Here is a 19,921-nt window from a genome sequence, read left to right as displayed (position 1 = left end):
CGATCGTCACCAGGCAACGGGCAGGGCGTCCACGCCGTACACGATGGAGATCCCGCGGTAGGGGATCTCCGACTCGGGAACGGCCAGCCGCAGCCCCGGGAAGCGGCGCAGCAGCGCCGGGTAGGCGATCTTCATCTCCATCCGGGCGAGCGGCGCCCCGATGCAGTGGTGCAGGCCGTGCCCGAACGCCATGTGCGAGGCGACCTCGCGGCCCGGGCGTGCCGTGTCCATGTCCTCGCCCAGCGCCGGATCGCGGTTGGCCGCCACCAGCGAGCACAGCACCATCTCGCCCTTGGCGATCGGCTGCCCGCCGACGACCAGGTCCTCCTTGGCGAACCTCGGGAAGGCGACCTGCACGACGGTGAGGTAACGCAGCAGCTCCTCCACCACCTGCACGATGTAGCCCTCCTCCTCGCGCACCCTGGCGGCCTCCTCCGGGTGCCCGAGCAGCCACAGCGTGCCGAGGGCGAACATGCTGGTGCTGGTGTCGTGCCCGCCGGTGAGCATCCCGTCGGCGAGGCTGGCCAGCTCCCGGTCGCCCAGCTCGTCGCCGTGCTCGCGGAGCAGCATGCCGAGCAGCCCGTCACCCGGGTTCGCACGCTCCCTGGCGACCAGGTCGGTCAGGTACGTCATCGCGTCGTTGACCGCCTTCAGCGACGCCTCGGGCCCGGCGGAGAAGTCGAAGCGGTCGGCGCCCAGCTTCACGAAACCGGCCTGGTCCGCCTTCGGTACGCCGAGCAGCTCGCCGACCACCAGCGACGGGATCGGCAGCGCGAACTTCTGCACGAAGTCGACCGGACCCCCCGCCCGCTCCATCTCGTCCAGGTGCTCGGCCACGATCGCCTCGATGCGCGGCTCCAGCCGTCGCAGCCGCCGCACGGTGAACTCGGGCGTGAGCAGCCTGCGCAGTCGGGTGTGCTCGGGCGGGTCGCGAAAGCCCAGGCCGCCCGGGTCCTCCTGCTGAACCGCCCCCGACACGTTGGCGAAGTCGTTGCTGAACCGGCCCGCGTCACCGAGCACGGACCGGACGTCCTCGTACCGGGTCACCAGCCAGACGGTCTGCCCGTCCGGCATCTTGAGCGGGAAGACCGGCTGCTCGGCGCGGATGCGCGCGAGCTCGGCGACCGGGTCCAGGCCCTCGCGCATGAACTGCACGAGGGGAAAGTCGTTCTCGGACATTTTGTGTCGCGTTCCTTATTGTCGGTCGGGGATATCACCATGTTTCGGGCATGGCACGGGGGTCGCTATGGACGCGCCGGTACCAATACTGTCGAAGAACTCGGGATGTGCGCGGCCGACCCCCGATAGTCCCGGTGACGATGGACTTACCCGGTACGGCCGCCCTCATCGCCATCGGGCCCGAGCAGCCCGAGCAGCCGCTGGACGAAGGGCGGCATGTTCAGCACCCGCGGCGCCTGCTCCCGCGGGACGCCAGGGATCAGCGCCAGTACGCGCAGCCCCGACAGGTCCACGAACGACACCTCGGCCAGATCGACGACCATGGCGTCGCCGGCCGGCCGGGTGGTCACCTGGACCTCGGCCAGGATCGCGCCGAGCCGATCGCTGTTGCTCCGATCGATCTCACCGCTGATCAACAGTGTCGCCGAATCGTCCATTGAGGCGAGTGCCACGACGCGGAGCCGTCCGTCGTTGAAGAGCACGCGCCGGGCACTCACCGGGCCGCCCCCCAGGGGCGGTCCCTCTCGCGCGGGCACGGTGGGTCACCCAGACGGATGTGGCTGCGAGACCAGGGTATTGGTCATGATTCCACCGATCCTTCGCAGCAGTCGGGCCGGACAAATCGTCTGTGTCTGGTAAGACCCTCAGCGTGCTCTGCGGCTCGAACACCTGTCAACTGATGCACGAAAAAAGTTTCGCCCATGGATGAGGGGTCTCTTGACCCTCCCTTCACGACCGTATGATGCGGAGATGGTCATGGGTCCCGACGACGGTGCGAAGGCCGGCCGCTGGACGTTCCTGACCAACCATGCCCGCGTACTCCTGGAGATCGCCCGCGACCCCGAGGTACGGCTGCGCGACGTCGCCGCCACCGCCGGGATCACCGAGCGCGCCGCTCAGGCCATCGTCTCCGACCTGGTGACCGCGGGCTACCTCACACGCACCCGGGTCGGCCGCCGCAACCGTTACACCATCAACGAAGACCGGGGCTTCCGCCATCCGGCGGAGGCCGATCTCAACCTCGACGAGTTCCTCGCCCTGTTCACCAACCGCAACCAACCCCACCCGACCACCGACGCCGAGACGGTCACCGACGTGCCCGCCACGCCCGCCGTCCCGACCCTCACGACCGACCTCGGGCCCGCGCCCGATCGATCCGATCAGCCCGATCAGGAGGGCGGCCGAGTGGGAGGGTAGCCGGGTCGATCGGGGATCTCTCCGGGAAGCTCCCGGCTGAGCGCTCCGACCGGCGGGGACGGCTCGCGCGGCTCGCGGTCGCCCGCCCCATCGCCGGGTTCGCCGCGCAGCCACACCGTGATCACGTCCCAGCGGTGCACCACGCTCCCCGGGGCGGGCCGCTGCGCGACCACCACACCGTCGGTGAGCGGGGCCGGGCCGTCGGGCTCGATGCCCTGGAGCAGTACGCCCGCGTCGTGCCCGGCGAGCCAGGCGTTCAGCGCCTGCATGCCGCGGAAATCGGGAACCACGATCTTGTCCAGCGGATCATCACCTGGGCCCGATGGTACGCACCGCGGCCGTTCCGCGTCATGAGACCGGCGGGGGTACTTTTGCGTTCCCTCCGGCGGTACGTCCCCTGCGCTTGACCTCGGCCCGCCGTACGTCACGGCACCTGCATATTCCCGCAAACCGGCCGCTCCCGCCCCCGCGCTCCGCGCGTGGACCCCGCGCCGCGCGCGGCTCCCAACCCGCCGAACCGCAGGCCGGAGGCCGTCCGACCTCGGCGTTGTGAGGGCGCCGGGCCGCTCCGGTACGTTTGACCTGGTGCTACCCGTCCTTGGTGAGTGTTCGGTCACACTGTTTAACTCGTGACTTTCCTGCTTGCGCAAATAGTAAGGTTGATAGGGAGATGCCGGGACAGGGCGAGGGAGTGGAGCCCCATGGGACGAGGCCGAGCCAAGGCAAAGCAGAAGAAGGTCGCACGGCAGCTCAAGTACCGCACGCACAGCATGGACATCGACCGCCTGCGCGCGGAGCTGTCGGGCGCCGAAGAGGATGAGCGCGACGACGAGGCGACCCAGGAGAACGACGCGGCCGCCCGCTGACCGTGTCCGATCACGGACGCGTCCGATCAGGGGCGGCGTGGTCGTCCACGCGCGCTAGGCTCGACCTCGGCAGCACTGCCGGTCCATAGCACCGTCAGCCAGGAGACCAGGGAAGCGAGCGCCGTGGCAGGGGGGACCAGCGTCTTCCAGCCGGAGATCATCGCTCCGGTGCGGAGGATCGGAAACCGGGAGTTCGACTTCTCCCGCCAGGTCGCCGTCATGGCGATCATCAACCGTACCCCCAACTCGATGCACGACCGCGGGCGTACATACGAGCTGGACCACGCGGTCCAGGCCGCCCGCCGCGCCGTCGCCGACGGCGCGGACTGGGTCGACATCGGCGGCCTGGCCTTCCGCGCCGACCAGGACGACCTGACCGTGTCCGCCGAGATCGACCGGGTCGCGCCGGTCATCGAGGCCGTGCGCGCCGCCTCCGACGTCGTGATCTCGGTGGACACCCACCGCGCCGAGGTGGCCCGCGCGGCGCTGGCCGCCGGGGCCGACGTCGTCAACGACACCAACGGCATCCGCGACGCGGCCATGGCCAAGGCGGTGGCGGAGGCGGGCGCGTCCGTGGTGGTCACGCACAGCATCGGCGGCCCGCGCACGGTGGTCAGCCGCCCGACGTACACCGACGTGGTGGACGAGGTGGCCCACTTCCTGCGCGAGCGCGTACGGCACGCGCTCGACGCCGGGATCGCCCCCGACCGGATCATCATCGACCCGGGCCACGACCTCAACAAGAACACCTACCACTCGCTGGAGCTGACCCGCCGGCTGAGCGAGATCGCCGCGATCGGCTACCCGACCCTGGCCGCCGTCTCCAACAAGGACTTCATCGGCGAGACCCTGGACGCCCCCCAGGACGGGCGGGTGGAGGGCACGATCGCGGCCAACGTGGTCTGCGTCCTGCAGGGCGCGCGCGTCCTGCGGGTGCACGACGTGCCCCAGGCGGTCGCGGCGGTGCGGATGACCGAGGCCATCCTGGGCTGGCGCCCGCCGGTCAACCCCCGCCACAACCTCTAGCCGGTCACGGCTTCAGCCTGGCCGCGCGGCCCTCCAGGTAGCGCCGTTCGGGCAGGCTCGTCGTACGCCGGGCCGCCTCCTGATACTCCGCCAGCGCCCCCGCCACGTCGCCCGCCATCTCCAGCAGGTGCGCGCGTACCGCGGCCAGCCGGTGGTGCCCCGCCAGCCGTTCGTCCGCGTCGAGCCCCGCCAGCATGCCGAGCCCCGCCTCGGGGCCGCGGACCATGGCCAGCGTCACCGCGTGGTTGAGGGTGACCATCGGATTGGGGGAAACGCGCTCCAGCAACTGGTAGAGCGCCAGGATCTGCTCCCAGTCGGTGTCCTCGGCGCGCGGCGCCTCGTCGTGGACGGCGGCGATGGCCGCCTGGATCTGGTAGGTCCCGATCGGCGCCCAGGACAGCGTGCCGGTGATCAGCGCCACGCCCTCCTTGATCAGGGCGGTGTCCCACAGCCGCCGGTCCTGCTCGGCCAGCGGGACCAGTGACCCGTCCGGCAGCGTACGCGCGGGCCGCCGGGCCTCGGTGAGCAGCATCAACGCGAGCAGCCCGGCCACCTCGCCCGCCCCGGGCAGCAGCCCGCGCACCGCGCGGGTGAGCCGGATCGCCTCCCCGGTCAGCTCCGCCCGGTGCAACTCCGGGCCGGAGGAGGCGGTGTACCCCTCGTTGAAGATCAGGTACAGGACGTGCAGCACCACGCGCAGCCGGTCGTCCAGCTCGCCCGCGGGCGGCATGCCGAACGGCACGCCCGCGCTCTTGACCCGCTGCTTGGCCCGGCTGATCCGCTGCGCCATGGTCGCCTCGGGCACCATGAAGGCGCGGGCGATCTGCGCGGTGGTGAGCCCGCCCACGGCCCGCAGGGTCAGCGCAACCTGCGACGGCGCGGACAGCGCAGGATGGCAGCACATGAACAGCAGCGTCAGGGTGTCGTCCCGGCCGGCCGCCGCGTCGTCCTCGCCGGGCGGCCGGGCGATCAGCTCGTCGGCGGGCACCTGCGTCGCCGCGGTGACCTCCCGCCGCCTGCGCGCGGTCTCGCTGCGGATCTGGTCGGTGAGCCGCCGCGACGCGACGGTGATCAGCCAGCCGCGCGCGTTGTCCGGTACGCCCTCCTGCGGCCACTGGAGGCTGGCCGCCAGCAGGGCCTCCTGGACGGCGTCCTCGCAGGCGTCGAAGGCGCCGTGGCGGCGGATGAGCGTGCCGAGCACCTGCGGCGCCAGCTCGCGCAGCAGGTCCTCGAAGCCCACGTCCACGGACATGGGCACACGCTACCCGCCGCGGCGCGGCAGGGGAGAATGGCGGGCGTGCGGTTCGGCATCCTGGGGACGACGCGGGTCTGGCGGAACGGTGGCGGCGAGGTGCCGCTGGGCGGCCCCGCCCGGCGTACTCTGCTGGCCCTGCTCCTGGCCGCGCCCGGCGAGACCGTCACCGTGGACCGCCTGCTCGACGCCCTGTACGCCCCCGGGGCCGCCGGTCCGGCGCACGCGTTGCAGTCCCAGGTCTCCCGGCTGCGCCGGATCCTCGGCCCCGGCGCGTCCATCGAGCGGACCCCCACCGGCTACCGCCTCGCCGCCGACCCCGACGACGTGGACGCGGGCCGTTTCCTGCGGCTGGCCGCCGAGGGCCGCCGGGCGCTGCTGGACGGCGACCCCGGGCACGCCGCGTCCCTGCTCCGCGCCGCCCTGGAGCTGTGGCGCGGCCCCGCCCTGGCCGACGCCGCCGACGCCGAACCCGCCGTGGCCGAACGCCTGGAGGAGCACCGGCTGGCCGCCCTCGAAGACCGCGCCGAGGCCGACCTGCTGCTCGGCGCCGCCCGCGAGGTGACCGCCGAGCTGCGCGAGCTGACCGACCGCCACCCCCTGCGGGAACGCCTGCACGGCCTGCTCATGCGCGCCCTCGAAGCCGACGGGCGACCGGCCGAGGCGCTGACCGCGTACGAACGCGCCCGGCGCGTCCTCGCCGACGAACTCGGCACCGACCCCTCCCCGGACCTCGCCGCCCTCCACCAGCGGCTGCTGCACGGCCATTCCCCGGCCGTTGCCCGCCCACCGGCACCGCTGACCAGCTTCGTCGGCAGGGACGACGACCTCGCCGAGTTGCGCGCCCTGGCGGGCACGGCCCGGCTGATCACGCTGCACGGGCCGGGCGGCGTCGGCAAGACCCGGCTGTCCGCCGAACTGGCCGCTTCGCTGCCGGAGGAGGTGTGCTTCGTCCGCCTCACCCCGGTCCGCGACGCCACCGAAGTCGTCCAGGCCATCACCGCCGCCTACGGCCTGCGCGAATCCCCCCTCTTCTCGCCAGGGTCCCCGCCGGTGGGGGCGGCCCGGCTCGTCGCCGCGCTGGCCGATCGTGCCACGCTGCTGGTGCTCGACAACTGCGAGCACGTCATCGAGGCCGCCGCCGCGCTGGCGGAGTACCTGCTGTCCGCCTGCCCCCGGCTGCGGATCATCGCGACCAGCCGGGAACCTCTCGGCATTCCGGGGGAGCACCTGTGGCAGGTGCGTCCCCTCGCCGGCACCGCCGCCGCCCGGCTTTTCGCCGACCGGGCCGCCGCCGTACGCCGGGGCTTCGCGCTCGACGCCGCGGGCGAGCCCGGCGTACGCCGGATCTGCGCCGCCCTGGACGGCCTGCCCCTGGCGATCGAGCTCGCGGCCGCCCGGATGCGCACCCACGACCTCGCCGCGCTCGCCGCCCGCCTGACCGCGCCCTCCCCGCTGCCGCCGTGGGCCAGCCGTACGGCGGAGGCCCGGCACCAGACGCTGCGCGCGGTGGTGGCGTGGAGCTGGGACCTGCTGCCGGGGCGGGAGCAGGAGATCGCCAGACGGTTCACGGTGTTCGCCGGGGGCGCGACCGCCGATTCCGTCCACCGGGTGGCGGGCTCGGGGGCGCTTGCCGAAACCGAGGCCATCCTGGAGTCGCTGGCGGACAAATCCCTTTTGGAGGTCTCGGGCGGCCGATACCGGATGCTGGAGACGATCCGGGCGTACGCCGCCGAACAACTGGAGGCCGCGGGGGAGGGCGAGGCGGTACGACGGGCGCACGCCGCCCACATGCTGGACCTGGCCCGCGCCGCCGACCCGATGACCCGGCGGACCGAACAGCTCGACTGGCTGCGTACGCTCGCCGCCGAGCACGAGAACCTGCGCACGGCCCTCCGCTGGGCCGTCAGCGGGGACGTCTCAGCGGACATGGGTTTCGGGCTGCTCGCCGCCATGTCCACGTATTTGTTGATACGCGGCCTACGTTCGTCGGTACTCCCCGAAGCCACCGCCCTCCTCGACCGTACCCCGCCCGCCGCCGCGTCCGAGCTGGGCCGCCCGTACGCCCTCTGCGTCCTGATCGCCGGGCCCCGCGCCGAAGAGCACCGCGCGACCGCCGAACGCGTCCTCGTCAACGCCGAGGGCCCCTCGCACCCGGCCGCGCCGTTCCTGTGGCTGCTCACCCACGCCGCCGACATGAAGCCCGGCCCCGCCCTCGCCCTCATCGACGCCATCCGCCGCAGCCCCGACCCCTGGGAACGCGCGGGCGGCGAACTGATCTGGGGCTACTCCGAGTACGGCAGCGGCCGGTACGAGACCGCCGAACGCCTGCTCACCTCCGCCGTCACCGCCTTCCGCGCGGTGGGCGACAGATGGGGCACCGCCCTCGCCCTGGACGCCCTCGCCGGCCTCTTCGCCAACCTCGGCCACCCCTCCCGCGCCCTCGACCTCACCGACCAGGCCCTCGCCCTCACCCACGCCCTGGCCGCCACCGAGGACACCGCCGACCTCCTCTGCAACCGAGCCGACCACACCATGGCCGAACGTGCCGAGGAGGGGATCGCCGTGGCCCGCGCCGACTACGAACAGGCCGCCGCCCTCGCCCGCCAATCCGGCAGCGCCACCTACCTGGCCGCCGCCCTGCGCGGCCTCGGTGACATCGCCCTTCTGGAAGGCCACCTCGACGAGGCCGAACGCCACTACACCGACGCCCTCGCCCGCTTCGACCCGCACGCCATGCGCGGCATCGGCAACCGCGCGCGTACCCTCATGGGCCTCGGCCGGATCGCCCACCTGCGCGGCGACCTGCCCGCCGCCCGCGAGTTCCATCGGCGGGCCGCCGAGACGGCGGTGAGCATGGGCGCGTTCCCGGAGACGTCCCGCCCCCTCGAAGCCCTCGCCGAGGTCGCGTACGCCGAGGGCGACGCGACCGCCGCCGCCGTACTGCTCGGCGCCGCCGTCACCCTGCGCGGCGTACCCACCGAACCGTCCGCCCTCACCGAAGACGTACGGCAGGCCCTGGGCGACCTTCCGTTCGAGCACGCGTTCACCCGCGGCCTGACCATGACCCGCGCCCGGGCACTCCGCCAAGCGGGCGTATCCGAGCAGGTCATCGCGGCCTCGCCGCTCCACACCCTCTTCGACGGGTCACCGTGAGCTTTGGCCGGCGGCCGGTGGGCACGCGGTGAGCGGCCGGAGAGCGGCCGGTGAGCGCGCCGGCGCATCCTCATCCACATGACGACCTCACCCACCAACCGGAACATCCTCATCTCCGGCGCCTCAGTGGCCGGCCCCGCCCTCGCGTACTGGCTGCACCGGTACGGCTTCACCCCCACCATCGTCGAACGCGCCCCCGCCCTGCGCGACGGCGGCCACGCCGTGGACTTCCGCGGCGAGGCCCACCTCACCGTCCTGCGCCGCATGGGCATCCTCGACGCCGTCGAGGCCGCACGCACCCGCATGGGCGCGACCTGGTACGTCAACAGCGCGGGCAAACGCCTCGCCGGCATGCCCGCCGACCTGTTCGCCGGCGACGTCGAGATCCTGCGCGGCGACCTCGCCCGAATCCTCTACGACGCGACCGCCCAGCACACCGAGTACATCTTCGGCGACTCCATCACCGCCATGCGCGAAGACGGCGACGGCGTCCACGTCACCTTCGAACACGCCCCACCCCGCCGCTTCGACCTGGTCATCGGCGCGGACGGCATCCACTCCAAGGTCCGCTCCCTGGCCTTCGGCCCCGAGTCCCGCTACTTCAAGCACCTGGGCCTGCACTGCGCCATCTTCACCACGCCCAACCACCTGGGACTCCAGTACACCGCCCTCGCCTACAGCACCCCGGGCAAACTCGTCTCCATCTACAGCGCCCGCCACAACACCGAGGCCAAGGCCGTCCTCTGGTTCGCCTCCCCATCCACCGACTACCACCGCCACGACATCGCCCGCCAGAAGGAGATCCTCGCCGACACCTTCCGCGGCAACGGCTGGGAGAGCGACCCCCTCCTCGTCGCCATGTGGGACTCCCCGGACTTCTACTTCGACGCCATCGGCCAGGTCCACATGGACACCTGGACCACCGGCCGCACCGCCCTCCTCGGCGACGCCGCCTACTCCCCATCCCCCCTGTCCGGCATGGGCAGCGGCCTCGCCCTCGTAGGCGCCTACATCCTCGCCGGCGAACTCGCCACCACCCACGGCGACCACCGCACCGCCTTCCCCGCCTACGAACAGCAGATGCGCGGCTACGCCCAAAAGTGCATGAAGATGGGCGAGGGCGTCAGCAAGTTCATGGTCCCCCAAAGCCGCGCCATGGCCTGGTTCCTCCGCCAGAACTACAAGCTCATGCCCTACCTCCCTGGCAAGTCCCTCATGGCCAAGGGCGCCCGCAAAACCGCCGAATCCATCTCCCTCAAGCCCTACACCCTGTAGCCCACCCGCCCCCTGCGAGCCCAAACCCCCCCAACCCGTCCACTGTCCCGATCTATGGCCGGTGGTGCGGTAAGTTATCCTCACGGAGGAACCCTGTCGCCGCCGACGGTTCCTCTCTGTAGTCTTCACAGGGGGCGTTAGCTCAATGGTAGAGCTGCAGACTTTTAATCTGTAGGTTCAGGGTTCGAGCCCCTGGCGCCCCACCACTCCGACCTGCGGCTTTGCCGCATACGGGCAGGTTTGTTGCTGATAGTGGGTCACGTGTGAGTCATACGTGGGTCACGATGAGCAGGCGGCTGGTGTGCGGGCCTTTCGTGCGGTTCTGCGTGCTTGGGCGATCACCAGTTGCGCGGTCGCTGTCGCGGCGTGGTGGTAGGTTTCGGGCAGGACCGAAGTGTAGGTGTCGGCGGTCACCACGATGCTTGAGTGGCCGAGAGTGTGTTGGACCACCTTCAGATTCGTACCGGCGGCCAGAGCAAGGGTGGCCGCGCCGTGGCGGAGATCGTGCAGCCGGATCGGCGGCAGTCCGCTGGCCCTCACGAGGGCATGGAAGCGGGTTGTGAGGTGGTCGGGGCGGAGCCAGTTCCCATCGGGAGCGGCGAACACGGGACTTGTCTCACTCCAGCGGCTGCCCAGCCGTTGACGTTCCTTGCGCTCGTGGCGGCGCAGCAAGCGGCTGGTCTCGGTATCCAGGGCGATGGTCCGGTGGCTGGCATCGCTCTTGGGTGGGCAGGTGATGAGGCTCTGGCCGGTGTGCATCAGTTGCTGGGTCACGGTGAGTTCGTGCCGGTCCAGGTCGAGGTCTACCCAGCGCAGAGCCGCGGCTTCGCCACGGCGCAGTCCGCGTAGGGCGATCAGCCACCACATCGGATAGAGCCGGTCTGAGCGTACGAAGTCCAGGAACTCGGCCAAGTGCTGGGTGGTCCATACGGCTACGGCGGGGCGCTCTCCACTGCATTGCCAGGCTGCGATCCTGCGGTCGGTCCATACCACCGGGTAGGGGCGCCGCGGTGAGGGCAGCCGGACGAGCCGGGCCGGATTGGCCTGGAGGAGGCCTTCGCGGATGGCGGTGTTCAGCGCGGCTCGTAGAGTCGCCCGGATGCGGTGCAGGGTAGAGGCGGCGATCGGTACCCCGTAACGGGTACGGCGTTGCGCGAGCGCGCTGAACATCCGTGCCACGTCCCGGCTGGTGAGCTTGCCCAGGTCGATGCGGCCGAGGTGCGGGATGAGATGCAGTCGTACGTGGTCGGCGTAGCACTTGCGGGTGTTGGGGCGCAGCCCTTGGTGCGTTTCCAGCCAGTGGTTCAGCCATCGCGCGACGGTATAGCCGTTTCCGGCCGCCTGCTCGGCGCTGATCGGGATCATATCCCGCCACGCTTGCCGAGCCTCGTTCGCAGTGGCGTAGCCGCCACGCCGGATACGTTCGCGCCGCCCACTGAGCCCATCGACTTGGGCGGCGAAGTACCAGCTGCCGTGCTCCTGGTCGGCCAGGCGGTCACACCGCCGGCCGAGCTGCCTGCCGGTGGCTTCATCGATGCATCCGCACCGCTTGTAGACCACGCAGTGATCATTTCGAAGTCGCATTGCTTCGCCCCCTTATACGGTTCTTCCAGGGGCCATACCCGTGAGCACGATGGCATTACTTTTTGGTGACTAAGCGAGGCGGAGGCCCTCGCTCCGACATGGTCCTCAGGCGGCCGCTACCACTCACAGAAAGATTGTGAAGAGAAGATCGCAAGTAAAGTGTCAGAGCCAGGATGCGTGTCGTTGGTAGCCGTGGGGTGTTGCCTTTGCCGGGCCTTAGCCGGGGATCTCTGTCAACGGCGCTCAATTTTTTCACATGTCGCCGACACACCTCGACCGCCAGCTCGCCGCCGAGGTGGTGAGGGGCCTGGGATCGCGATTGGTGCCATCATCCGGCTCTGATTCCTCTCTATGGCCGATCGGCGCTGTCGTACCTGCTCCAGCGGTCGGCCGAGTCTTCCCCAAGCGTCACACTCAACTGATCAGGATCAGGATCAGGATCAGGATCAGGATCAGGATCAGGATCAGGATCAGGATCAGGATCAGGATCAGGATGTGACGTTCTCCCGAGGAAGCGCGCAAGAGTACGGGACGGGAAGCGCACTAGGCCGCAGCCGACCTTGCGCCGACCTTCGGCGGGAGTATAGTAGTCACAAGTTCACCATTTATGGCGTTTTCTTGCGCGGAACCAGTCTCGCTGGCATTTCCCGTGGCGGCTCCGCGTGGAAGGCGTATGCCCGCTCCAGTTCGCGCCGCCAGACATAATTTAGAGCTATGTCAGTCTGCGGGACCTCGTAGTTGAGTTCGGCGAGGACCTGGCGAAAATCCGGTCTTGCATCGCCGTGTGGCGAAGCGACGAGAGCAGACAACATCGGCCCGTTCGCGCCTGATTCCTTATCAATCATTATCAGCGCACCCGTGCATAACCGTTCGGTCGCCCCAGCCTGTTCCGCCAAGTCCTTCAGGCTGATGGTCGTCTGGGAGCGGGCGGTTTTCGTCAAGATAGCGCTCAGGTAATCGCTCAGCCCGTGTGCGGCAGCCTTGAGCCTCCCTGATGGGGCGGTCGGCGGTGAGATAGCAAGACTGTCGCCAGCCGGGACGGCTGTGAGCCACCGGGAGGTCAGGCCGATTTGTCTCTTCTCATAAGAAGACGCATGAGAGCCCAGCTCCTTGAGTAGGAACTGGCACTCATTGTATAGTGTGCGCACCTCATCTACTTGCCCTGCTACCTCTGCCTTCCTGAGGCGGTCTATTATGGCGTAGAGTCGGTAATGCTGTTTCGATCGCATTTGATTTTGTGTTCGCTCAAGCCAGGACTCGTGTCCATATAAATTCGCGGTCTCTACGGTGAATCTTGGGTTGCTCGCTGAGACGCGTACTAAAGTCTTGCGGAGTGACGAGATCGCGCGCTGTACTTCTGGTAGATCCCCCTCCGCCCTGGCCCCAGCAACTTGGTTAATGAGTAGGGCGCATTCCTCGTGGACCTCCTGCTCTATCCTTGCTCGCGCCTCATCCTTTGCAGCCGCCCAGCGGCGAAGTTCTCCGATCGCGTCCTGTTCCTTTTTGAAATCGCGATGGGTTAAATGTTGAGAAGATCTGCATTATCTGTCAATGTTTGGATGATGTGTTCGTAATCTCCGGCCTTCCTTGCTCTGCGCATATCTTGAATGAGCGAGCTCAGCTTGTTTCGAATGAGTGGAGGTGTAGTGCCCGGCTGGCGCAGTCTCGACGGAGATACGCTTGTCTGTTCGGCTGGCCGGATAGGAAGCAATCCTGGACTGAAAATCGTCCAGATGCGTGGAGAATGGCCAGGGTTTCTCGTAACATCTACAGAGGCTGGCTCTCGAAGGGAGTACGGCTCGCCCACCACGAGCTTGGCAGGCGTTGGCAGCATGATCCACGCATGCATAGGTTCGCTTTCGGCGACACGGACGGTGGCGGCGGTGGCATGAAATCCATCGGCACCTTCTGCCGGTCGAGTGCTGTGCTCACTAGGGTAGATCACTATTTTCTTGACCGTCAGCGGTAGGCCTGGATATTGCATAACTTCAGGTACCTTCCGCTCTGCGATCCGACGTATCTTGCGGAGGGGTGGTGTGACGATCCCCTGCTCATTGATCTCACACTCATCCAGGCGAGACCACTCAAGGTCACCTTCACGTGTTTCTGTGCCAACCCTGACGACACGGGTACTACCTTCATGTTCACATCGAACACGCAGCGCATACCCGTTGCGATCGAGTAGATACTCCGTGGTCTCTGCTGCATAAGGGCCGATGACCCAGTCGACTTGGCCAAGACGGGAGCGAAGTTCTTCATCTTTTTTCGTCCAGGCGTCGCGCGACAGGTGCATGAACTGGACTTTGATCGCAGCACGGCCTTGGCTTGCGTTGACCAGCAGGTCAGTACATTGGCCGTTCACCATGGTGCCTTGAAATCGTTGCGGGCTTGCGGATTTTCCCAGTTGATGAGTCAATCCACGGTGAATGTAGAGATGGTCGGCGCTGTCGGTGCCGACGTGGCGGCGCTCACACCTCGGAGCTATCCCTTTGGTATCGGGGTGATGTGCGAAATGGCAGACACGGTCACCATAGAGCTTGTGCATGAGCTCCCAGCCGCACCCGCCAAGGTGTATCCCGCAGAAGAAGCGCTTGCCTCGATAACGCGAAAGGTAGAACACAGCCTTCCGGCGATCCGTTGGGAGGGAAATGGGGTGATCGGAATCGGGTCGTCCGAGTACTGCCGTCTGGACCCGACGGGTGTCTTGAACCATGAGATCCCAAGATGTTTCACGTCGTCATAAGTGGGCCCCCAACCCTCACCTACCAAGCTACCAAGCTTCGGGAACGGATGTCGTGTTCTCACCGTTGCTTCGTAGTGCGGCGGGGTAGTTGAAGCGTGCGAGCAGGCGCTTGATGCTTGCACGAAGCCTGGCACGGACCGTCTCCCGAGGGATCCAGTCCTTCTTCAGGCTTGCCTTCGCCTAGGAATGCCCTGAAGATCTTGCTGGGTGGGTCGGCATGAGCTGGCCCACCCTATTGCTATGCAGTGATCGGGACGAGAGCCCAGATGCCGTTGATGTGGGTGAGTCCGAGGTTGATCAGGCGGCGGAGGTTGAGAGCGGCGGCGCGGTGGTGAAGCCAGCGGTCGTTGGCATGAGTGCCGCGGTAGCGCAGGCGGCGATTGCCGCGGGCGACCAGCCAGGCCACGGCCCGTTCCACCATGGGTCGCCAGCGGCGGTAGTCGTCCTGCCAGGCGGGGTCGGTGGCGGCCTGATGGCGGGCGGCGGCCTGCAGATCGTGGTGCGGGCGGATGGTCACCACGCGGCCGGTGGCGGCGGTGGTGGTGCAGCGATCACGCAGTGGACAGGCGGCGCATAAGCCGGTGAAGGTGGCGCGGCGTTGCCGGTAGCGGCCACCTTGTGCCGCGAGGGGGGCGGTGTGCCCGGCCGGGCAGGTCACCGTGCCGATGCTCGTGTCGATGATGAAGTCGTCCAGGGTGAACCCGCCCGGGACGGCGGGCTTGAGCGCGGGCGGTTTGATCAGCAGCCGGTGCCCCGCGGTGGTGAGGGCGGCGCGCAGGCCGGAGGCGGCGTAGGCGGCATCGGCCAGGATCTGCAACGCCCCGCCCTGCTCGTGGGCGAGCAGGGCGGGAGCGACCGTGGCCTCGTGGTTGGCGGCTCCGGCGCCGATCCGCAGGGCGACGGCGGTGAACAGGCCGGTCTCCGGCTCGACGGCCAGGTGGGCCTTGTAGCCGTCCTCGCGTTGCTGTCCGCTTTTGTGGATGTGGCGGGCCTCGGGGTCGACGGTGGAGATGATCCGATCCGGTGCGGTGCGGCGGGCGATCCGCCATCGGCCATCGGAGCCGTCCGAGGTGTCTGCGGGCTCGACGTCCTGGCCGGCGATCAACGCCAGCAGGCCGACCGCGTACTCGGCGTGCTCGTCCAGGTCCTGGCCGCTCAGCCGGTCCAGCAAGGTGAGCGCGTCGGTGACCAGCCCGCTGACCAGGGCATTCTTGGCCTCCTCATCGTCCCAGGCGATCTTCGGCTTGCCCGGTTCGGCATAGTCATGCGCGTGGCAGTGGGCCGCGACCAGCGCGCTCGCGCCGGGGACCTGGCAGGCCACCCGCCGGATGGCGGCGATCAGCTGGGTAATGGTGTCCTGGGTGGCTACCGCATCCAGCAGCACCGCCGAGTCCAGCGCCCGCCGCGTCCGGCCCGTCAGTACCCCGGTCTGCTTCACTACCGTGCGGACGATGCCGAAGATCCGGTCCGGGTCTGATGAGTGAGCCAGCCGACGCCGGAAATAGGTCAGCAGCGACGGATCGAACCCCCGATCATACAGACCCAGCCCGCAAGCGGCCTTCCACCGCAGATCGAACCGCAGCGCTCCGGCCGCCTCCTCATCCGACAACCCATGCAACGCCTGCAGCACCACGACCGTGGCCAGCAGGTCCGGCGGCACTGAGGGGCGCCCGTTGACCGGGGCGTACATGTCCGCGAACGCCTCCGGCGGGAACAACACCCGCCGGTGTTCGGCCAGGAACGCGAACACGCTCCCGGCCGGGATCATCTCCCGGCACACGACCCACACCGGGGGCCCGGCCGGAGCCCTCTGATGGCCCATCACGACCCGAGTCTGAACCCCAAACCTCCGTCTGGCCAGACCAGCAAGATCTTCAGGACACTCCTAGGCCGTGTTTCATAAGACGTTCAGCCACTTGTTGATCGCGGCGATGGTGAGGATGGCTTCGTAACGAACGGCGAGCTTGTCGTAACGGGTGGTCATGCCACGATGACGTTTGAGCAGGTTGATACCGCACTCCACAGCGTGCCGCAGGCGGTAGATCACAGGATCGAAGGCAGGCGGGCGGCCTCCCTTCGATCCCCGGGCCTTGCGGTGAGCGTCCTGGTCGGCCTTGCTCGGAATACACGTCTTGATCCCCCGCCGGCGCAGATGAGCCCGGTTGGCCCGGCTGGTGTAGGCCTTGTCGGCCACGACACGGTCCGGGCGGGTCCGGGGACGACCACCGCCGGTGCGGGCCACCCGGATCCTGCCCAGCACCGCAATGAACTGCGGGCTGTCGCCCCGCTGCCCGGCGGTCACCACCGCGGCCAACAGCTTGCGGCCCTGCTCACACGCCAGATGGGTCTTGGTGGTCAGCCGCCGCGCGAGCGTCCCAGCGCGTGGTCGGCCGGTTCCTGGTGTCCCCCGCCGGGCGGCTCCTTCTGCAGATGACCGTCCCGGCGCGCGCCCGCCGCGTGCTGGTGAGCCCGCACGATGCTGGAGTCCACGCTCTCGTCCAGCCGATCTTCCCCGCGGCGTCCGCACAGGCCTGCAACCCTGCCAGGATCCGTGCCCAGATCCCGTTCCGCTGCCGGCGGCGGAACAGGCCGTACACGTCCGCCGCCGGATCCCGTCGATCAACTGCCGCCTGCTCCGCTTCGGCGGACGTCCCTTGCCCGATGCGGCAGGCAGATGCGGCTCCAGGACCGCCCACTGCGCGTCGGTGAGGTCGTGCCGCCTCGTCACCGCTATGCCGGCCACGAGGTCTCCGGTGTTTTGTTCTTCTTGGTCGTTGAACCAACTACCGGAGACCTCCTCTATTCACGATCACCGACACGCCCAGCTCACGATGATCTTTTGAAACACGGCCTAGGCGGGTTGGGCGCCTCGCCGTACCGTACGGCGGGGCGCGGACGGACGTCAGGCTGCGGGGACGGTGGCCACTGAGCCCATCGACTTGGACGGCCAGGTACCATCTGCTGTGCTCATGGTCGGCCAGGCGGTCACACCGCCTGCCAAGCTGCCTATCGATGGCTTGATCGATGCATCCGCACTGCTTGAAGTTCACGCAATGACGTTTCGGCGTTGCATTGCTCCACTGCCTCAGATGGTCCTTTGAGGGGCCATGCCCGTGAGCGCGACGTTGTTAATGCTCGGCTAGGTTGGATGATCTAGAGTCTTCAGCAGGCACGTCCGCCCATATGATCCAGAGGCGGATGCAGGGCACGTGGCGGCGCTGCGGTTTGCGGCACAACTGCGGGCCTGCATGACATGATCTAGGCATGAACGTCACCGACACCAGGTTCCCGCGCATCCGGCGCTTCGCCCGCCTCTACGAGCGGACGTAGCTGCGTTGCCGTCAGCTCCCCGGTTACTGGCGAGATCTCTAGGATTCCGACGGAACAGGTCATGGATCGGCTTGATCGCCTCGGTCGGCGAGTTCGATCTCAGCAAGTTGACGCCGCAATTGTTCAGCTTTGGCTTCGGTGGCACGGAGGCGTTTCTCAAGCGCTGCACGGGGATCAACTGGCTTCCGTGGCGCTGGTGTGCCCGGAGCGAAGATAGCGCGCAGCAGGGGCGGCAGCATCGCGTGCCATTGCTCGTATCCGAAGTCAGGCAGAGCGTTATGGCCCCACTGGTGATGAAGCTGATACGGAGTACAGGCCAGGCATCTTTCCCACCACCCAGGCATGAGTCTTCCCAGCACCTCTGCGGTGGAGCCCGATGCGGGCTTTCCTTGCCATAGGCTCAGCGAGAATCCGTAGGTGTGCCAGTCTGCGGGTGCCTGGCATTCGGCGCACATGTCAGATGGTCGCGGTGGCGGCATGGCGAGCAGCTTATGGAATCGCTTCCGCTGGCTGGAAGACCACTCTTGGAGCAAGGGGTGACGAAAGAATGCCATGTGCTCGTATAGGTGCCGTTCTCGGCGTGTCTGCGGAAGGTCGCCAGCTTGGTCGACGACCGCGTTCGGGTCGCCGAGTTTTTCTTTCAACGCAGCGGCTTCTCGCTCGCTTGCGCGTCGTAATTCTTCCGCCTTGGGTTGCCATGCGCGGCTGCCGGGTATCGCAAGCGCGTTGCACATGAAACCTGCGGTGGCTTCCGCCCTGAGTAGAGAAAGCCGGATCATTGCCCGCTCTTCATCGTAGGACGCGGCGCGACGCTGTCGTTCCTCTTCGCGTTGAGCCCGCTTGGCGGCGAACTCTGCGTCCAACTCTTCCTTCGACAGGTATCCGCCAGGCGGAGGCGCGGCATGGTCCCACTGCTCGAGTATACGATGGAGCCGCTCGCGTTCCCGTCTTTCTCGTCCTTCCTGCCACCAATTCCACTGCCGGCTGACATCAGAGAGGCTCACGAGCATCTCCAGTGCCGCCAAGAAATCGGTCCCCGACGTGGTGCCGCCAGGAAGGCGTTTCCATACGACGCCGTTGGGGGCAGTGATGATCAGCTCAGGCATTGTGTCCCCTCCTTCATCCGGTTGCCTGGCTGCGGCGCGCCAGAACGCGAGCCGGAGGATGGCGATGGCCAGCTTTTGGTTTCTGCTACAGCGTATTCGTCCATGCCGAAGCCGTTGCACCAGATGAGGGCACCGTCATCGGAATCGTAGGTCCAGGCCCATTGAGCGTGCCGCTGTCGCAGGTGCCGTTGGGGGTGATGGTGACGGCACCAGGGATAACAGCCTCGCTTCTCGCTGACTGCGGCTGAGGCTTCGCTGAGCTGCGTCCTGCCGCGTGGATCGATACCTTTTATCCTTTGCTGCGGCAACATGACATCCATCCTGTGTAATGTCCCCTGCGAGTCGCCTGCTATACGCGGTGGCCTGGGGCCGGACACGCATGCCTAGAGGTCAATGCATCACTGTGCGACGTAGTAACCCTTATGTGTGTTGGCCTTGATGAACTCCATTAGGTGTTCGCGGGAGATGTACTTACGCGAGCCGATAGCGACCCACTCAATGTCACCCTGATTCATCATCTGGTACAGAGTGGAGTAGCTGATCCCCAGTGCTTTGCCAGCGTCTTTGATGCTGAGGAGCAGGGGCCCCTCGTTCGATAGGTGAGTCGGTCCGATCACCGTGGTCTGCTCGGCCTCGATCACATCGATCTCCGACGTGGTCGTCTTCCATGAGCCGAAGTAGCCATAGGGGCGATCGAACTCTGCCTGGACCTTGGCTGCGGCTTCCTCCTCGCTAGTGGAACGGACAAAACGTTCGGCTACCTGGACCCGTGTGACCACGACCTTGTAGCGCATGTACGTCTCCTTGATCTCGCGCTTCGTCTGCTTGACCTCGGTGAGTTTGGGGCGGTTGGCAACCCGGCTCATGGCGCGTGCGGTGGCGTTTGACGGAGGGCCGTCAGGAGTGGCCTGCGCGCGCGTCGTCTGTCTACGGGGCCGTCTGGTCTCGCATGCAGGGTCTGGCCGGTACGTACCGTGCTCAAGGTAGTACCGGCCGGCTTCGGTGATGGTTGCTGTCCAGATCTTGCGTTTGCGGCTGACGTTGGCAAGACCGCGGCTCTGCAGTGCCCGAGCGGTGTGCTTGTGCGATTCATCCGGCCACGAGCGCTCGGGGCAGCCGTCCGCGATCCAGCGCAAGACCTTGACCTGGCGATCGGTCAGCTCTGATGCGGCCACGGACAGTAGTCCACCACACTACGAGATATCGC

The 19,921-nt window shown here is 67.8% G+C and carries 16 protein-coding genes, 1 tRNA gene and 1 pseudogene; 6 read left to right on the top strand and 12 right to left on the bottom strand.

All coding sequences use genetic code 11. The annotated features are described in order from the left end of the window. Positions 1–6: 6 nt before the first annotated feature. Both DP939_RS40195 and DP939_RS40190 read right to left on the bottom strand, forming a co-directional pair. The gene (locus DP939_RS40195) at positions 7–1,179 is read right to left on the bottom strand and encodes a cytochrome P450 (RefSeq protein ID WP_113986093.1); all 1,173 of its coding nucleotides are present in this window, start codon (positions 1,177–1,179) and stop codon (positions 7–9) included. A 146-nt stretch (positions 1,180–1,325) separates the two neighbouring features. Next, positions 1,326–1,676 carry an STAS domain-containing protein gene (locus DP939_RS40190; protein WP_147268326.1) on the bottom strand — a complete coding sequence of 117 codons (351 nt, stop codon included), beginning with the start codon at positions 1,674–1,676 and terminating at the stop codon, positions 1,326–1,328. A 253-nt stretch (positions 1,677–1,929) separates the two neighbouring features. Here DP939_RS40190 and DP939_RS40185 point away from each other — a divergent pair, with 253 nt between their 5' ends. Further along, positions 1,930–2,376, top strand: coding sequence for a helix-turn-helix transcriptional regulator (locus DP939_RS40185; RefSeq protein WP_113986091.1), 447 nt, complete (start codon positions 1,930–1,932; stop codon positions 2,374–2,376). On the opposite strand, the gene DP939_RS40180 is transcribed toward DP939_RS40185, so the two are convergent. Then, positions 2,349–2,666, bottom strand: a complete 318-nt coding sequence (locus DP939_RS40180; RefSeq protein WP_147268325.1) for a PASTA domain-containing protein — start codon at positions 2,664–2,666, stop codon at positions 2,349–2,351. The two genes, DP939_RS40185 and DP939_RS40180, sit on opposite strands and share 28 nt — an antisense overlap. A gap of 411 nt (positions 2,667–3,077) precedes the next feature. Here DP939_RS40180 and DP939_RS40175 point away from each other — a divergent pair, with 411 nt between their 5' ends. Further along, entirely contained in the window at positions 3,078–3,242 is a 165-nt protein-coding gene (locus DP939_RS40175) for a DUF3073 family protein (RefSeq protein ID WP_113986089.1), read from the top strand. A 168-nt stretch (positions 3,243–3,410) separates the two neighbouring features. Beyond that, complete coding sequence (gene folP / locus DP939_RS40170) at positions 3,411–4,268, top strand: dihydropteroate synthase (RefSeq protein ID WP_225878787.1); 858 nt, start codon at positions 3,411–3,413, stop codon at positions 4,266–4,268. Between the two features lie 4 nt (positions 4,269–4,272). Here the strand turns inward: folP and DP939_RS40165 are convergent, their stop codons facing one another. After that, on the bottom strand, positions 4,273–5,520 hold the full coding sequence (locus DP939_RS40165) for an RNA polymerase sigma factor (protein ID WP_113986088.1): 1,248 nt from the start codon (positions 5,518–5,520) through the stop codon (positions 4,273–4,275). 45 nt (positions 5,521–5,565) lie between these two features. On the opposite strand from DP939_RS40165, the gene DP939_RS40160 reads away from it, so the two are divergent. The 3 genes from DP939_RS40160 (at position 5,566) to DP939_RS40150 (ending at position 10,157) form a co-directional block, all read left to right on the top strand. After that, a complete protein-coding gene (locus DP939_RS40160) occupies positions 5,566–8,676 on the top strand; it encodes a BTAD domain-containing putative transcriptional regulator (protein WP_113986138.1) in 3,111 nt (1,036 codons plus the stop codon). A 78-nt stretch (positions 8,677–8,754) separates the two neighbouring features. Continuing rightward, positions 8,755–9,951 carry an FAD-dependent monooxygenase gene (locus tag DP939_RS40155; protein ID WP_113986087.1) on the top strand — a complete coding sequence of 399 codons (1,197 nt, stop codon included), beginning with the start codon at positions 8,755–8,757 and terminating at the stop codon, positions 9,949–9,951. A 131-nt stretch (positions 9,952–10,082) separates the two neighbouring features. Beyond that, a tRNA-Lys gene (locus DP939_RS40150) sits at positions 10,083–10,157 on the top strand. A 73-nt stretch (positions 10,158–10,230) separates the two neighbouring features. Here DP939_RS40150 and DP939_RS40145 read toward each other — a convergent pair. The 8 genes and pseudogenes from DP939_RS40145 to DP939_RS45690 form a co-directional block, all read right to left on the bottom strand. Next, entirely contained in the window at positions 10,231–11,511 is a 1,281-nt protein-coding gene (locus DP939_RS40145) for a tyrosine-type recombinase/integrase (protein ID WP_158578955.1), read from the bottom strand. Between the two features lie 629 nt (positions 11,512–12,140). Next, positions 12,141–12,764, bottom strand: coding sequence for a hypothetical protein (locus tag DP939_RS45705; protein ID WP_147268324.1), 624 nt, complete (start codon positions 12,762–12,764; stop codon positions 12,141–12,143). 290 nt (positions 12,765–13,054) lie between these two features. Then, entirely contained in the window at positions 13,055–14,080 is a 1,026-nt protein-coding gene (locus DP939_RS45700) for a hypothetical protein (RefSeq protein ID WP_147268323.1), read from the bottom strand. 225 nt (positions 14,081–14,305) lie between these two features. Continuing rightward, positions 14,306–14,446, bottom strand: coding sequence for a type I restriction enzyme endonuclease domain-containing protein (locus tag DP939_RS49480; protein ID WP_113986137.1), 141 nt, complete (start codon positions 14,444–14,446; stop codon positions 14,306–14,308). A 70-nt stretch (positions 14,447–14,516) separates the two neighbouring features. Further along, positions 14,517–16,100, bottom strand: coding sequence for an IS1182 family transposase (locus DP939_RS40130; RefSeq protein ID WP_113986085.1), 1,584 nt, complete (start codon positions 16,098–16,100; stop codon positions 14,517–14,519). Between the two features lie 75 nt (positions 16,101–16,175). Continuing rightward, positions 16,176–17,006: pseudogene (locus DP939_RS40125) on the bottom strand (IS5 family transposase). A gap of 661 nt (positions 17,007–17,667) precedes the next feature. Beyond that, entirely contained in the window at positions 17,668–18,714 is a 1,047-nt protein-coding gene (locus tag DP939_RS45695) for a hypothetical protein (RefSeq protein WP_147268322.1), read from the bottom strand. 398 nt (positions 18,715–19,112) lie between these two features. Continuing rightward, positions 19,113–19,889, bottom strand: a complete 777-nt coding sequence (locus DP939_RS45690) for a helix-turn-helix domain-containing protein (protein WP_147268321.1) — start codon at positions 19,887–19,889, stop codon at positions 19,113–19,115. Positions 19,890–19,921: the final 32 nt, after the last annotated feature.

The sequence above is a fragment of the Spongiactinospora rosea genome (assembly GCF_003315795.1).
Classification (GTDB): domain Bacteria; phylum Actinomycetota; class Actinomycetes; order Streptosporangiales; family Streptosporangiaceae; genus Spongiactinospora; species Spongiactinospora rosea.
Note: the sequence above shows the minus strand (reverse complement) of the source record. Positions and strands in the feature narration are given on the sequence as shown.